This window comes from Kribbella sindirgiensis (genome assembly GCF_004331435.1).
Taxonomy (GTDB): Bacteria; Actinomycetota; Actinomycetes; order Propionibacteriales; family Kribbellaceae; genus Kribbella; species Kribbella sindirgiensis.
Genome location: NZ_SJKA01000005.1, coordinates 544,253 through 557,923, shown reverse-complemented (window position 1 = coordinate 557,923; position 13,671 = coordinate 544,253). Strand labels below are relative to the sequence as shown.

Below are 13,671 nucleotides of genomic sequence, written 5' to 3'. Positions count from 1 at the left end.
TCGGAGATGAAGGTCGCGATCATGGGTGCCGGGATCGGTGGGCTGGCGCTGGCGCAGGGGTTGCTCGAGGCGGGCGTGGACGTCACGGTGTTCGAGCGCGATCCCTCCCCGCAGTACCGCAAGCAGGGCTACCGGATCCACATCAGCCCGGTCGGGGAGGAGGCGCTGGCCGCGATGCTTCCGGACGCCGTGCGGCGCCGGGTAATCGCCACGGCGACGCAGCCGGGTGACCTGGTGGCGGGCTTCGACCACCAGCTGAACCAGCAGTTCGAGCAGGTGTTCCCGATCGCCGGTCCGGACGCGGTGACGTCGGTGGATCGGTATGCGTTCCGCCGCGCGTTGATGACCGGGCTCGACGACGTGCTGCAGTTCGGCAAGCAGTTCGCGTCGTACGTCGAGACGCCCGACGGAGTCGAGATCGCCTTCGCGGACGGGACTTCCGCGGTCGCGGACGTGCTGGTCGGAGCGGACGGTGTCGGTTCGCGCGTGCGTGCTCAGCTGGTGCCGGAGCTCGACGTGCTGGACATCGGGGTGCGCTGCATCTACGGGAAAGTGCCGCTAACACCGGCCGTCCGCGAGACGGCGCCCGGAGCCTTTCTGCGCGGGTTCTGCTTCGCGAGCGACGGCGCCGGTCTCGGCGCGGCGTTCGCGCCGGTGGTGTTCCGGGAGCCGCCCGCGGAGTACGGCGACTATCTGATGGCGGTGCTGACCGGGACGAACGCGGTGCTAGGTGCGTCGGACGAGGAACTGTTCGCGATGAGCCCGGCCGAGCTGTGGGCGATCGTGGAGCGATCCGTGGCCGACTGGCATCCGACGCTCCGCGAACTCGTCGACGCGGGGGAGCCCGGCGCGGCGTTCCCGATCACGCTGCGGACCTGCATCACGGTTCCGTCCTGGTCCTCGTTGCGCGTGACGTTGCTCGGTGACGCCGTGCACCCAATGACCCCGGCCGCGGGCGCCGGCGCCAACACGGCGCTGTGGGACGCCGCGCGACTGACCCGCGCACTGACCTCGGACCAGGACCTCGTGACGTACCAGCAGGACGTGATCGCCAACTCCCAGCCGATCGTGACCGAATCCCTGCACAACGCCGAGCGCATGTTCAAGGTCTCGGTCTGAGTCGCTCCCGCAACAGGTCCTGTACGTCGGGCAGCCGCTCGAGCATCACGAGCGCGGCCTCGTGACGAGCCCGGGCGTAGAGCTCGAGCGACGGGGTCACGGCGGCGGGATCGTCGAGCGGTTCGGCCAGCGGATACGTCGACGCGAGCGTGTAGGCGCACCCCGTGGCGACCGAGGACACGAGGTCGTCGACGTGCGCCGCGGGATGCTCGTCGCGGTAGGCGAGCAGCAGTTCGGCGAGCCCGTCGATCCAGTCGTCGCCGAGCATCACGGTCCGCGGGTCGCAGCCGATCCGGGCGATCTCCCACGCGGTGAAGCGCGGGCTCGGCGGTTGGAAGTCGATCACGGCGGCGACCTCGTCGCCGCGCAGCATCAGATTCGGAGAGGCGAGATCACCATGAACGATCTGCACCGTCAGGTCCGGCAGCTCCGCCAGGATCGCGCCGGCCCGATCGAGCAGTCCCCGGCGCTCCTTGGCGGCCTCCCAGGCCCACTGCTCGAAGGGGCGGAGTCCTGCGCGGCTCGCGTACCCGTCGATGATCCGGTCGAAGGATCGCGGCGCCTTGCTGACATTGCGCACGCCGACGGCCGGTTGTCTCGTCGGCGTCGCCGCCAGATGTTCGGCCAGCCGTCGATGCAGTCGGCCCAGCACGGTGCCGACCGCCGGCCAGCGAGCACCGGCGAGCCCGCCCTCGGCCGTCACGCCGTCGACGAACTCCCACAACGACATCGGCACCCGTTCACACAGCACGTCGCCGTCGAGAGTTCGCCGTACAGCAGGCACCGGGACGTCGCCGCCGCGGGCGAACTCTGTCAGTTCGATCGCCGCGCGCTCGCGCCCGAGGTCGCCGCGGTAGATCTTGGCGAACCACCGCCGGCCGTTCTCGTCGACGACGCGATAGTTGACGGTGTTGGTGCCGGCGAGGATGTGGTGCAGTTCGGCTGCGTGGACGCCGTACGCATCGCGCAGGGCGTCCGTGATGTCAGTCAGGATCGTTTCCGGTCAGGCCGTCGACCGCCTCGCGCAGGACATCGGCATGCCCTGTGTGTCTGAGGTACTCCTCGAGCAGGTCGATCGCGATCCGCCTGCGGTTCGATGTCCAGGCCGGGTCGGGGTCCTCGACCAGGACGTCCAGGCCGCCGTCCGCACTCAGTTGTTGCCACGCGGCGCGGGAGCGCGCGGCAGCGGCGTACCAGAGCGCGTAGAGCTCGTCCGGGTCGTCGGTGACCGCGGATTCCCAGACCCACCGGTCGTTCTCGACCCAGCTGCGGGTGTCCCACGGCGGAGCGAGAGGCTGGTTGGCGGCCCGCCCGGTGAAGCCGTCCTCCACGAAAGACATGTGCTTGATGAGCCCCGCGAGCGTCATCGTCGACGGTGGATGCGTCTGCCGAAGTTGCTCGGCGGTCAGCCCGCCGGTCTTCCACGCGAACTGCCGCCGTACCCGGTCCAAGGCGAACTGCAACGTCTCCACCTCGGTGCCCCGCGGGCAATGGTCGATCGGCAGATCCTTCCAGTCCATGGCACCCCTTCGTCGACGGTGATCGGGTGAGCAGGCCCAGCATGCCGTACCCGACGGACCACGGCCCGTGCCAGACTCCGGCGATGGGGCGGGAACCGAAGTCGGCAGTGCGGGCAAGAACAGGTATGCAAACCGGTACGCAGCCTGCCGCCTCCGTGGATCCGCCTGGCGGACCGGAGCCGCCGACCGACGCCGAGCTGATCAGCGCAGCGAGCCGGGAGGAGTTCGCCCTCCTGTTCGACCGGCACGCGGCAAAGATCCACCGCTACGCCGCCCGCCGCCTGGGCACCACCGACGCCGACGACGTCCTCAGCCAAACCTTCCTCATAGCCTACGAACGCCGCCACCACTACACGCCCGCTGATCCTGGCGATGCACTCGATGGTGCGTTGCCGTGGTTGTACGGGATCGCGACCAACCTGATCCACCGACGACGCCGCTCCGAGGTGCGCCAGTACCGCGCTTACGCACGCTCCGAACCAGCCGGACGCCACACCCACGACGACCCACTGGCCGGCGAGGTCGCGTCCCGCGTGGACGCCGAGGCTGCCCAGCGAACTCTCGCCCGCGCACTGGCCCGCCTCCGCCCACCGGAACGCGACGTCCTACTTCTCTACGCATGGGAAGACCTCGGGTACGCCGAGATCGCCGCCGCTCTGGACATCCCGATCGGCACGGTCCGCTCCCGCCTCCACCGAGCCCGCAAATCCGTCCGCGCCACCCTCGGCCCAGCTTTCGAGGAGCAACCATGACCGACCTAGACCTGCTCAAAGACTTCCGCGCAGCCACCCCTGCGCCCACGCCCGAGGCTCTCAACGCCGCCCGCCGGCAACTCCTCACGCCACCGCCCGCCGCGCGCCGACAGACGCGCTCGCTCGCTGGACGCCCGCGGGTTCTTCTGGCCGGAGCACTGGCGCTCGTCCTGGCGGGTGGCTTCCTCGTCGCGGACGTGGTGACCCGGGACGGCGCGACGCCCACAGGGACCGTCGCCAACGCCAGCACGTTCCTCGCCGACGCCGCGACCGCGAGCGCTGCGGATCCGGACGACCCGATCCCGCCGGGGCAGTACCTGGAGATCAGCTACCGCACGACCCGGTTGACGCCACTCGGTTCCAACCCGAGTCTGCGCGCCACGCAGTACGGCGAACGGACCACGTGGATCGCGTCCAACCGCAAACCGCCGTACGTCACCAGCTCGAGCTTCATGACCCGTGTCGAGTTCGCGAGTCCCGAAGCACGCGCACTCGCGAAGACGACGGCGCCGTACCTCTTTCACCCGATGAAGCCGAGTGTCTCGCTCAACTCCTGCCTGGCCGTCGGTACCCGGCGATGGACGGTTGGTACCACGTCCTGCGAGCCGAGCTGGGAGAACGCGACGGATGCGTTCCTCGCCGCCCAACCGCGGGACCCGGACCTGCTGCTCGCCGCGCTCCGCAAGAACCCTCAGATCCCGTACCCCGACTCCGTGGCCTGGCGGCGGATCGGAGCCGTTCTGAGCTCCGGTCTCGTACCGGCCGATCTGCGGGCCGCCCTGTATCAGGCCGCGCGGAAGCTCCCCGGGATCAAGCTTCTCGACGAGGTCGTCACCGTCGACGGCCGCCGGGCCCGCGTGATCGGCCGTGACGCCGGCGAGTACCGCGAGGACCTCCTGATCGCCGAGACCGGCGGCCAGTTCCTCGGCCACCGCACTGTCGTGGTGAAGGACGGCCCCGGGGACATCAACGGCGACCCGGAGCTGTCGCTGCAACGCGGCGACATCCTCAACTCCGCGATCGCCACGGCGCGCATCACGTCGACGCCGCCGCCCACCAAGTAGCCGAGCAAGTAGTCCCGTCCGGATCTGACAACGTCGGCCCTCTTCTCGGTCGCGGCGCTCCGACCTACCGTGAGCCCCGTCACAACATTCTCCAGGGGAGGGGATCCACCAATGACGGACGTCCGGAGAAGTCTGATGGCGGTGACCGGGGCTACCGCTCTGATCGCCGCTGCGCTCGCGGCACCGATCACAGCCGGTGCCGGTGCCACGAGCGTTGCCGGGGGAGACACCGAGTATCTGGTCCTGCTCGAGACGGGTGCGGACCGTAACCAGGCCATCGCGGCGGTGAAGGCCGCCGGCGGTGAAGTGGTCAAGGAGAACGCGAACCTGGGCACGCTGACCGTACGCGCGGCCGCATCGGGCTTCGTCGGCCGCGTGTCCGCGTCGAGCGCGGTCGAGGGCGCGGCCCGCAGCCGGCCGATCGGCACCGTGCCGCAGCAGAAACCGCGCACCGTCGAGACTGAGAACGGCGGGACCGGCAAGGCCGCCACGGCGGGCAAGACGGCAGTCGGGATGGACCCGCTCGACGCGCAACTGTGGGGTCTGAAGATGGTTCGCTCCGATCTGGCGCGGACCGTCCAGCCGGGTAAGAAGTCGGTCAAGGTCGGCGTACTCGACTCGGGGATCGATGCGCGCAACCCGGACATCGCGCCGAACTTCGACTGGAAACTGTCCCGCAACTTCGCGCCGGACATCCCGGAGATCGATGGTGCCTGCGAGTTCCGCGGCTGTGTCGACCCGGTCGGCTGGGACGACAGCGGTCACGGTACCCACGTGGCCGGCACGATCGGTGCCGCGGCCAACGGTGTCGGTGTCTCCGGCGTTGCGCCGAACGTGACGCTGGTGGAGATTCGCGGCGGCCAGGACAGCGGCTTCCTGTTCCTCGGCCCGGTCACGGACGCACTGACGTACGCCGGTGACGTCGGACTCGATGTCGTCAACATGTCGTTCTACGTCGACCCGTGGCTGTACAACTGCACCGCCAACCCGGCCGACAGCCCCGAGGCACAGGCCGAGCAGCGCACCATCATCCGCGCGATGAACCGCGCGCTGAACTACGCGCACAACCGCGGTGTCACGCTCGTCGGCTCGCTCGGCAACAACCACGAGGACCTCGGCAAGCCGCGCACCGACCTCAGCAGCCCGGACTTCCCGCTGAACACGGCGTACCCGCGGCCGATCGACAACGCGACCTGCGTCGATCTGCCGGTCGAGGGCCCGCACGTGATCGGTGTGTCGGCGCTCGGTCCGTCGACGAAGAAGGCCGACTACTCCAACTACGGCCTCGAGCAGATCGAGGTCTCCGCACCCGGCGGCTGGTTCCGCGACTACTTCGGGACGCCGATGTTCCGGACGAACGAGAACCTGATCCTGTCGACGTACCCGCTGAACACGCTGCAGGCCGGCGGCCTCGTCGACGCGGCCGGAAACATCACGCCCGCCGGCGTCACGGCCGGCGCGCAGAAGCAGTGCCCGGCCGGTGTCACCGACTTCACCAAGTGCGGGTACTACTTCGTACTCCAAGGCACGTCGATGGCGTCACCGCATGCCACCGGCGTGGCCGCGCTGATCGTCAGCCAGTATGGCAAGAAGAGCCACGGCGACTTCGGGATGGACCCGGACAAGGTCGGCCGAATCCTCATGAACACAGCGCAGCCGCGCGCCTGCCCGAACCCGCCGCTGCAGACCTACATCAACGAAGGCCGCTCCGAAGAGTTCAACGCCCTCTGCGAGGGCACCCGAAACTTCAACGGCTTCTACGGCCACGGCATCGTCGACGCCTACGCCGCCGTAACCCGCCACTGACCCATCGCTGGGGTGCCCCTCGGGGCACCCCAGCCTGACAATCCGCTAAGAACACGGCGTTGAGGACATTCCTGCGCGGTCAGCACCGTTGATACTTGAGAGACGGTCATATCGGTGATCGCGGAGGAGTTGCTCATGAGCCTCATCGGAGACCTGGTCGGGTACATCCTGACGTTGTACATCCTGGTGCTGATCGCCCGGATGATCCTGGACTGGACAGGCGTCGTAGCCAACGGCCCCCAATGGGCAACCCGAGCCCGCACCCTGACCCACGCCTGGACAGAGCCGGTCATCAGCCGAGTACGCCGAGTCCTACCCCCGGTCCGCCTAGGCGGACTATCACTGGACCTAGCCTTCACCGCAGTCTTCCTCGCCGCCCTGATCCTCCGCTCCATAGCCTTCAGCCTGTAGCCCAACCCAACCCGGAGACAGGGGCGTGGGAGTGCGGGAGAGAGTCGTCGTCGCGGCGGCCGTGACCTTGGTGGCAATCTCCGTAATTGTCGGATTGCTGGTCCGGAACTCCGGCGAGCCGGGCAGAATCCACGAGGGTGACGCTTTCGGTGTCGAGGACGGCTCGTACGAGATCGGCATTCCGACGGCCCATGTCGACGATGACGTCTGGTACTTCGCGCCGGGGATCACCAACCGCTCGTCGGAGAAGGTGACACTCGAGGACGTTCGCCCGGGGACGCTGCCTGACGGCATCGCCTTCGTGGAGGCTCGCCTGTTCGACAAGGACGTTTTTGTCACTGGTGTCCCGATGTCCTGGGACAGCAGCGGCGGGTCGGCTGGTGACGATCCATCCAGCAAGCCGTCGACTGAAGTACGCGGGTACACAGTCCTGCCAGGTCAGACCTTGCCGGCCGAGAAGATCGTCTACCTGCACGTTCGGATCACCACCACCAAACGCCCGCTGATGTCTGAGGGTGTCGAGTTCATCTATGAACAGGACGGCAAACGCTATTCACAGACATTGAGCGCGAACCTCACTATCGCAGCCGCGTCTCCGAAGCGGTGATCGAGCTGTTGGCACCCGTGCGTAGCCATGGCACGAGCCACGCCACCTGCCACACGCCCCAACTTCAGGCGCCCAGCGTTCGAAGTCCTGCACTCGCCGTGCTCGAGGTGCCCTCCTGTCTAGCCGGCCGCCCTCTGACGACCACTACGCTCTGTATCCGCCGCGAGCCGTGCAGTCGCGCGATCCTTCCATTTCTCATCAATGAGCAATGAGATTTTGTCAATGAGTAATGGCGTCTTTCCGTAGCGTGATGAAGTCCATAACAAAACGGTTCGTGGCTGCATTTTTTCGCCTCCTTTTCGGTTGCCAGAGAGCGACTTGGGCTACGGTTCGCCGAAGGGGAGAGTCACAATCCGGGGGGCCGGCATGCAGAAACGTCTTGCGACCGCATTCTTCGTTCTCACGACTGCGGTCGTGATGGTGCTGGGCCTCGTCGGCCCGCCCGCGCAGGCAGCCGAGGGGGATCCGGCGTCCTCCGTTGTGGCGACGTGGTCCTGCACCAGCAGTCCGTGCCCGTGGGGCCCGTCGGACACCAGCAACGCGGCAGTTTGGCCGGCCGCGGCCGAGCCGGTCCGGGCCCGCTACGGCTATACCGTCTCCCACGACGTGTACGCCCCGGCGCCCAAGGTCGCGGGCTGGAAGATCACCGTCACGTCCGGCAGCGCCACGGTTTACGCGGGCCCGGCCGACGACTCGCACTCGTCGCTGGCCAGTCTGCAGGCCGGCGACAGCTACACCCTGCCCAGCACGCTGAGCAGCAGCAGCATCGTCAGCGTGCAGGACGGTGGGTCGTTCGAGTACACGATCACCCCCGGCGCCCCGACCGACCCGCCGCCGGCCTCCGGTGACAGCTCGGTGCTGGCCACCTGGAACTGCACCAGCAGCCCGTGCCCGTCGGGCCAGAGCTACACCAGCAACGCGGGCGTCTGGCCGGCCGCGGCCGAGCCGGTCCGGGCCCGCTACGGCTACACCGTCTCCGCCGACGTCTACGCTCCTGCGTCCAAGGTGGCCGGCTGGAAGATCACGGTCGTCTCCGGCAGCGCCACGGTCTATGCGGGCCCGGCCGACGACTCGCACTCGTCGCTGGCCGCGCTGTCGGCCGGCGAGAGCTACATCGTGTCGAGCACGCTGAGCGGCAGCAGCATCGTGAGCGTGCAGGCCGATGGCGCGTTCCGGGTCATCTTCACTCCGGGCGAACCGACCACGCCGCCGGCGTCCGGCTACGGTTCGGTGCTGGCCACCTGGAACTGCACCGGCACGCCCTGCCCGTCGGGTGCGAGCTACACCAGCAACGCGGCGGTCTGGCCCGCGACGGCCGAGCCCACTCGAGCCCGCTACGGCTACACCGTCTCCCACGACGTGTACGCCCCGGCGGCGAAGGTGGCCGGCTGGAAGATCACTGTCACCTCCGGCAGCGCCGCCGTGTACGCGGGCCCGGTTGGGGACTCGCACTCGTCGCTGGCCGCGCTGTCGGCCGGCGAGAGCTACACCGTGTCGAGCACGCTGAGCGGCAGCAGCATCGTCAGCGTGCAGGGCGGTGCCGCGTTTGAGTACACGTTGACCCCGGGTGAGCCGGTCACGCCTCCGCCAGCCGGCGACGGCGAGTCGCCCCGGGTGACCTGGACCTGCACCAGCAGCCCGTGCCCGTGGGGTCCGTCGGACAGCGGGTACGCCGCCGTCTGGCCGGCCGAGACTGACCCCAGCCGAGCCCGCTACGGCTACACCGCCTCGCACGACGTCTACGCGCCGGCCCCGCAGGTGGCGAATTGGAAGATCACCGTCACCTCGGGCAGCGCCACCGTGTTCTCAGGGCCGGTCGGGGACTCGCACGCGTCGCTGGCCAACCTGTCGGCCGGCCAGAGCTACACCGTGCCGACGACGCTGAGTGGTAGCAGCATCGTCAGCGTGCAGAGCGGTTCGCCGTTCGCGTACGCCTTCGTGCCCGGCCCGGAGGTCCCGCCGACGCCGCCCGCTTGCACCGACCCCACCACCTGCGACCCGGTCTCCTGGGTCAACGCCCGCTGGCGCTACGCCGGCACCGGCGAGAACCCCGGTGACTGGTACGGCGGCGTGATCACCTGGCCGGTCGGCACGGCCTACCAGGGCAACGGCCGCTCCGGCGACAACGCGCGCAACGTCTACTCGGACTCGGGCGTTCCGCTCTATCCGTACATGGGCGCCTGGGCCGACGGGTGCACCGTCCGCGTGGTCACCGGCCGGGTCCTGATCGTCGAGTGGGAGCGCGGTACGGACGAGTGGCGGGAGACCCGCGTGAACGCCGGCCAGGCGCACACCATCTCGCTCATCGGCTCCGAGGACGGCGCCATGATCGAGACGGACAACGACGTCGAGCCCTTCACGGTCTCGATCAGCAACTGCACCCCGCGGCCGCTCTCGGAGTCGAACAACCACCTCCCGGTGGCGAACGCCGGTGCGCCGCAGTCGGCCGTGGCCGGTACGACCGTGACCCTGAACGGGTCCGGCACCGACGCCGACGGCGACGCCCTCACCTACGCGTGGACCCAGACCGGTGGACCGGCGGTGACACTGTCCAGTACGACGGCGGCGCAGCCGACCTTCACCGCCCCGTCCGCGGCGTCCACGCTGACGTTCAGCCTGGTGGTGCGGGACGGCCAGGCCAACAGCGCGGCGGCGACCACCACGGTGACCATCACCCCCGTCAACCAGGTGCCGGTGGCGAACGCCGGTACGGCGCAGACGGTCAACACGGCTACCGCGGTGACGCTGGACGGCTCCGGCAGCCGCGACGCCGACAACGACCCGCTGACCTACACCTGGACCCAGACCGCCGGGCCCGCTGTGACGCTGTCCAGCTCGACGGTCCAGAAGCCGACCTTCACCGCCCCGGCCACACCGGCCACGCTGACCTTCAGCCTGGTCGTGCGGGACGGCAAGGTGGACAGCGCGGTGTCGACCACCACGGTGACCGTCACCGCTCCGAACCTGGCCCGCGGCAAGACCGCCACCCAGTCGAGCACCAGTGGTACCGCGGTGGCGGCCCGGGCAGTGGATGGCAACACCAACGGCGTGTTCGCGAACGGCTCGGTGACCCAGACCAACCTCTCCACCCAGCCGTGGTGGCAGGTCGACCTCGGTTCCGCGGCGGCCGTCTCCACGGTCACGGTGTGGAGCCGGACCGACGCGAACCGGATGGGCAGCGGCACGGTGTTCATCTCCTCGACCGACATGACCGGCCGGTCGATGTCCTCGCTGCAGGCCGACGCCTCGGTGAAGAAGATGTCGTTCTCGGCGTTCTCGTCCACCACCAACAGCCTGACCCTGAACGCGGGCAACGCCACCGGCCGGTACGTGCGGTTGCAGCTGTCGAGTATCTTCACCGTCCTGAACCTGGCCGAGCTACAGGTCGGCGGCACCACCGGCGCCGTGAACCTGTCCACCAGCCGGCCGGCCACGCAGTCGTCGACCGACGTCGGCACCGCCGCCCGGGCCGTGGACGGGAACACCAACGGCGTCTTCGCCGCCGGGTCGGTGAGCCGGACGGCGTCCAGCTCGCAGCCGTGGTGGCAGGTCGACCTGCTGACCAGTTCGCGCGTCAGCAACGTCACGGTGTACAACCGGACCGACGCCGCGACCGACAAGCTGAACAACGCGGTGGTGTTCCTCTCCACCGCCAGCATGTCGGGCCGGACCTACACCCAGCTGATGGCCGACTCCACGGTGACCAAGCTGAACCTCGGGCCGACGCCGGGGGCGGTCACCAGTCTGCCGACCAACACCGTGGCCCGCTACGTCAAGGTGCAGTCGCCGGCCACCAGCGCCGGTGTGATCAGCCTGGCCGAGGTCACGGTGACAGGCACCCAGCCCAGCTGACCCACGATCAGGGATCCGTCTCGGTGCCGACGTCGGAACATGTAAAGCCTCAGCCGAGGACGATCTGTCGCCCAAGAACCGAGGCCATACATTTGCGCGGGTAGGGCGGGCGGGACTCGAACCCGCGGCCCAGGGATTATGAGTCCCCTGCTCTAACCAGCTGAGCTACCGCCCCGTGTGCGGGTGATCGTATCTGGTGGGTGGGGGTGTGGTGCGAAACCAGGGGTGGGTCAGGGGTTTGACTGAGGGGTGGTTACCGCGGACCGGGCATGATGGAGGCAGGTCCGGACGAAGGGAACCCCGATGGGCTGGTTCATTTTCCTGGTGATCGTGGTGGGCGCGATCGCGGCGTACAAGTACCGCGTGCCGCTGCTCGCGAAGATCCTCGGTCAGCCTCAGCAACGTATCCAGCGAGCGATCGACCGGAAGAAGGGGAAGTAGACACCTCCTCCTGATGCATGACGAGACCCTGACCGCCGGATGCGGTCAGGGCCTCCTTGGTGAGCGGTTGGCTGGTCAGCCGATCAGGACTGCGACGACGGAGGCGGAGGCGGCGATCTCGCCGCTTCCGGCTGAGCCGGCGTCGTCGTTGTAGCCGAAGGCGAAGACCTCGACCGTGGTCGCCTTGTCGACGGTCACGACCTTGACCGTGGAGCCGGTCAGTTCGCGGTCCTTCGCGGGGGAGATCTCGGCGCCGAGGATCGTGCCGTAGTCGGTGCCGAACGCGGTCGAGTTCAGCAGCCAGGTGCCGGGCTCGAGCGTGAACTCGCCGACCTTGGTCTTGTTGGTCTTGAACGACCCACCGATCTTGTCGATCGTCACGGGCTTGAAGTCCACGGAGACCCCGGACTTGCCGTACAGGTCCGTGTTCTTGAGGAACGCTGCGCGGTCAGCCGGCACCAGCTTGCTGGCGGGAATGCTGTTGTCGACGACCTGCTTCGCGGCGACCGAGCGCGCGCAGAGCGGGTACGACAGGGTTTTGCAGTCCGGTCGTACGGCGCCGTTCGCCGCGACCGTGACACCGACCAGGACGCCGGACCCCCTTCCCCCTCCATCCCCGAGGCACCCTCGGGATTCTGCAGAGGAAAGTAGCCCAGTTGGCGGTCTAGGCCAATAGGTTGAGCGAAATAGATTCGTGGCGAATCAGTTCGGGAACTTCAGGCACCAGGCGGTCAGCGTGAGCTTGGCCGTCGTACCGAGGTCGGTGTCGACCGGCCAGATCGCCGGGCGGTCGCTGCGGTGGCGCGCGACGGCGAGATAGGTGCCGGAGGCCTTGTCTTCGGCAACTTCCACGGTGTTCGACCAGGAGACGGCGGCGAGGGCCGATTCTCCTTTGCGTAGGCGGATCTGGGTCGGGCCTGGGTCTCTTGCCATGTACGACGTGCCGTGGGTGATCGTCACGTTCGTCGTTCGTCGGCGGGCGTTGAGTACGGCAACGTCCGGGTAGCCGTTGACGGTGATCGGGGCGGTTCGGCAGTTCGTCAGCGTCAGTACGACGGCTCGATGTCCGAGCGCCGGTTCTACCGGGCCGACGGTGATCATCGCGCCCGATGCCGGACAGGTTGGTGGGGGAGGGGTGGGCGGCACGGTCGGAGTCGGCGTGGTCGCCCTGGGCGAGGTCGGGCCTCCGGCTGGTTCGGATCCGGCTGCTTCGGTTCCGCAGCCTGTCAGTAGTACGAGGGCGCCGATCAGCCCTGCCCACCCCCGGTACGTCATTTCACGAACTTACCCGGCCCGGGAAATGCAGAAGCCGGGCTCCTGTGGAGGCCCGGCTGATGTGTTGCTCCCGCGACTGGACTCGAACCAGTAACCTGCCGGTTAACAGCCGGCTGCTCTGCCAATTGAGCTACGCGGGATCGTGGTGGTGCTCAAGCCCTCGATCCCCGAGGACCTGAGTAGGTTAGCAGGCGGGCGGCGAACTACAAAAACGGGATTCGGGACGCTGCCGGGTCAGATTCCGAACTCGTCACGGACCTGTCGGAGGGCGGCCTCGGCCGCGTCCACGACGCCGGGCTGGGTGGGCTCCAATCCCTTGTCCAGAACGAAGTTCCAGGTGACGGCCGCGTCGGTGGCGGCCGGGTTGCGGCGGCCGACGATACGTACGCCGCGCTTGCCGGACAATGGGACGTGGCGCTGTACGACGATGCTCGCGTCGACGCGCTCGCGGAGGAGCTGGCCGAAGCGGCCCGGGTCCTCGACCTTGAGCTCGGTGGCGCGTAACGGGGTGCCGAAGTCGGTGGTCTCGTAGACGTGCAGGACCGAGGTCTCGGAGTCCCAGTTCGCGCGCTCGATCTTCTCCCAGCCCACGCGGCGGTCGGCGTCCGCGGTGTCCGACGGCAGGTAGACGGCGGCGCGGGTGCCGGCGACCCAGCGGCCGTTGGTCAGCTCGACGGCGGCCAGGACGTCTTCCTTGCTCCCGGTCGCCTCACGAGCAGCGGCCGACACAGCCGCCCCCAGCTCACGAGGCCAAGCAGTACGCAGCAGTCTCACCTCCCCATCATCCCAGCCACCCCAAGAACCCGATCAGCGCACCCCGGAGC

General features: G+C 68.6%; 13 protein-coding genes and 2 tRNA genes. 8 read left to right on the top strand and 7 right to left on the bottom strand.

Annotated features, from left to right (window positions below; translation table 11 throughout):
- Positions 1–6 precede the first annotated feature (6 nt).
- Positions 7–1,119 carry an FAD-dependent oxidoreductase gene (locus E0H50_RS17670; protein ID WP_131289506.1) on the top strand — a complete coding sequence of 371 codons (1,113 nt, stop codon included), beginning with the start codon at positions 7–9 and terminating at the stop codon, positions 1,117–1,119.
- Here the strand turns inward: E0H50_RS17670 and E0H50_RS17665 are convergent.
- Positions 1,103–2,047 carry a phosphotransferase gene (locus tag E0H50_RS17665; protein WP_238151041.1) on the bottom strand — a complete coding sequence of 315 codons (945 nt, stop codon included), beginning with the start codon at positions 2,045–2,047 and terminating at the stop codon, positions 1,103–1,105. The two genes, E0H50_RS17670 and E0H50_RS17665, sit on opposite strands and share 17 nt — an antisense overlap.
- A 55-nt stretch (positions 2,048–2,102) precedes the next feature.
- Entirely contained in the window at positions 2,103–2,639 is a 537-nt protein-coding gene (locus E0H50_RS17660; RefSeq protein ID WP_131289502.1) for a mycothiol transferase, read from the bottom strand.
- Between the two features lie 83 nt (positions 2,640–2,722).
- Here E0H50_RS17660 and E0H50_RS17655 point away from each other — a divergent pair, with 83 nt between their 5' ends.
- The 6 genes from E0H50_RS17655 to E0H50_RS42995 all read left to right on the top strand — a co-directional run bounded on the left by E0H50_RS17655 (position 2,723) and on the right by E0H50_RS42995 (position 11,131).
- The gene (locus tag E0H50_RS17655) at positions 2,723–3,391 is read left to right on the top strand and encodes an RNA polymerase sigma factor (protein WP_238151027.1); all 669 of its coding nucleotides are present in this window, start codon (positions 2,723–2,725) and stop codon (positions 3,389–3,391) included.
- Positions 3,388–4,455: a hypothetical protein gene (locus E0H50_RS17650; protein WP_131289500.1), complete on the top strand. Its 1,068-nt coding sequence runs from the start codon at positions 3,388–3,390 to the stop codon at positions 4,453–4,455. The genes E0H50_RS17655 and E0H50_RS17650 overlap by 4 nt, the downstream gene beginning before the upstream one ends.
- Positions 4,456–4,566: 111 nt before the next feature.
- The gene (locus E0H50_RS17645) at positions 4,567–6,261 is read left to right on the top strand and encodes a S8 family peptidase (RefSeq protein ID WP_131289498.1); all 1,695 of its coding nucleotides are present in this window, start codon (positions 4,567–4,569) and stop codon (positions 6,259–6,261) included.
- Positions 6,262–6,396: 135 nt separating this feature from the next.
- Positions 6,397–6,672, top strand: coding sequence for a YggT family protein (locus tag E0H50_RS17640; RefSeq protein WP_131289496.1), 276 nt, complete (start codon positions 6,397–6,399; stop codon positions 6,670–6,672).
- 31 nt (positions 6,673–6,703) lie between these two features.
- Positions 6,704–7,279, top strand: coding sequence for a hypothetical protein (locus E0H50_RS17635; protein ID WP_131289494.1), 576 nt, complete (start codon positions 6,704–6,706; stop codon positions 7,277–7,279).
- A 366-nt stretch (positions 7,280–7,645) separates the two neighbouring features.
- The gene (locus tag E0H50_RS42995; protein ID WP_165547171.1) at positions 7,646–11,131 is read left to right on the top strand and encodes a PKD domain-containing protein; all 3,486 of its coding nucleotides are present in this window, start codon (positions 7,646–7,648) and stop codon (positions 11,129–11,131) included.
- Between the two features lie 101 nt (positions 11,132–11,232).
- Here E0H50_RS42995 and E0H50_RS17615 read toward each other — a convergent pair.
- Positions 11,233–11,306: transfer RNA gene (locus E0H50_RS17615), tRNA-Ile, on the bottom strand.
- Between the two features lie 128 nt (positions 11,307–11,434).
- Between E0H50_RS17615 and E0H50_RS42990 the strand changes: the two genes are divergently transcribed.
- Positions 11,435–11,572 (top strand): hypothetical protein, encoded by a 138-nt coding sequence (locus E0H50_RS42990; RefSeq protein WP_165546613.1) that lies wholly within the window; start codon positions 11,435–11,437, stop codon positions 11,570–11,572.
- Between the two features lie 75 nt (positions 11,573–11,647).
- Here E0H50_RS42990 and E0H50_RS17610 read toward each other — a convergent pair whose 3' ends face one another.
- The 4 genes from E0H50_RS17610 to E0H50_RS17595 form a co-directional block, all read right to left on the bottom strand.
- A complete protein-coding gene (locus tag E0H50_RS17610) occupies positions 11,648–12,031 on the bottom strand; it encodes a hypothetical protein (protein ID WP_131289492.1) in 384 nt (127 codons plus the stop codon).
- 243 nt (positions 12,032–12,274) lie between these two features.
- On the bottom strand, positions 12,275–12,847 hold the full coding sequence (locus E0H50_RS17605) for a DUF4232 domain-containing protein (RefSeq protein ID WP_131289490.1): 573 nt from the start codon (positions 12,845–12,847) through the stop codon (positions 12,275–12,277).
- Positions 12,848–12,914: 67 nt separating this feature from the next.
- Positions 12,915–12,987 (bottom strand) — tRNA-Asn (locus E0H50_RS17600).
- Between the two features lie 94 nt (positions 12,988–13,081).
- Positions 13,082–13,621, bottom strand: a complete 540-nt coding sequence (locus E0H50_RS17595; protein ID WP_131289488.1) for a hypothetical protein — start codon at positions 13,619–13,621, stop codon at positions 13,082–13,084.
- Positions 13,622–13,671 lie beyond the last annotated feature (50 nt).

Coding starts and splice junctions, on each gene's coding strand:
- E0H50_RS17670 (WP_131289506.1), top strand. CDS start 7: ATGAAGGTCGCGATCATGGGTGCCGGGATCGGTGGGCTGGCGCTGGCG.
- E0H50_RS17660 (WP_131289502.1), bottom strand. CDS start 2,639: ATGGACTGGAAGGATCTGCCGATCGACCATTGCCCGCGGGGCACCGAG.
- E0H50_RS17655 (WP_238151027.1), top strand. CDS start 2,723: ATGGGGCGGGAACCGAAGTCGGCAGTGCGGGCAAGAACAGGTATGCAA.
- E0H50_RS17650 (WP_131289500.1), top strand. CDS start 3,388: ATGACCGACCTAGACCTGCTCAAAGACTTCCGCGCAGCCACCCCTGCG.
- E0H50_RS17645 (WP_131289498.1), top strand. CDS start 4,567: ATGACGGACGTCCGGAGAAGTCTGATGGCGGTGACCGGGGCTACCGCT.
- E0H50_RS17640 (WP_131289496.1), top strand. CDS start 6,397: ATGAGCCTCATCGGAGACCTGGTCGGGTACATCCTGACGTTGTACATC.
- E0H50_RS42995 (WP_165547171.1), top strand. CDS start 7,646: ATGCAGAAACGTCTTGCGACCGCATTCTTCGTTCTCACGACTGCGGTC.
- E0H50_RS42990 (WP_165546613.1), top strand. CDS start 11,435: ATGGGCTGGTTCATTTTCCTGGTGATCGTGGTGGGCGCGATCGCGGCG.
- E0H50_RS17605 (WP_131289490.1), bottom strand. CDS start 12,847: ATGACGTACCGGGGGTGGGCAGGGCTGATCGGCGCCCTCGTACTACTG.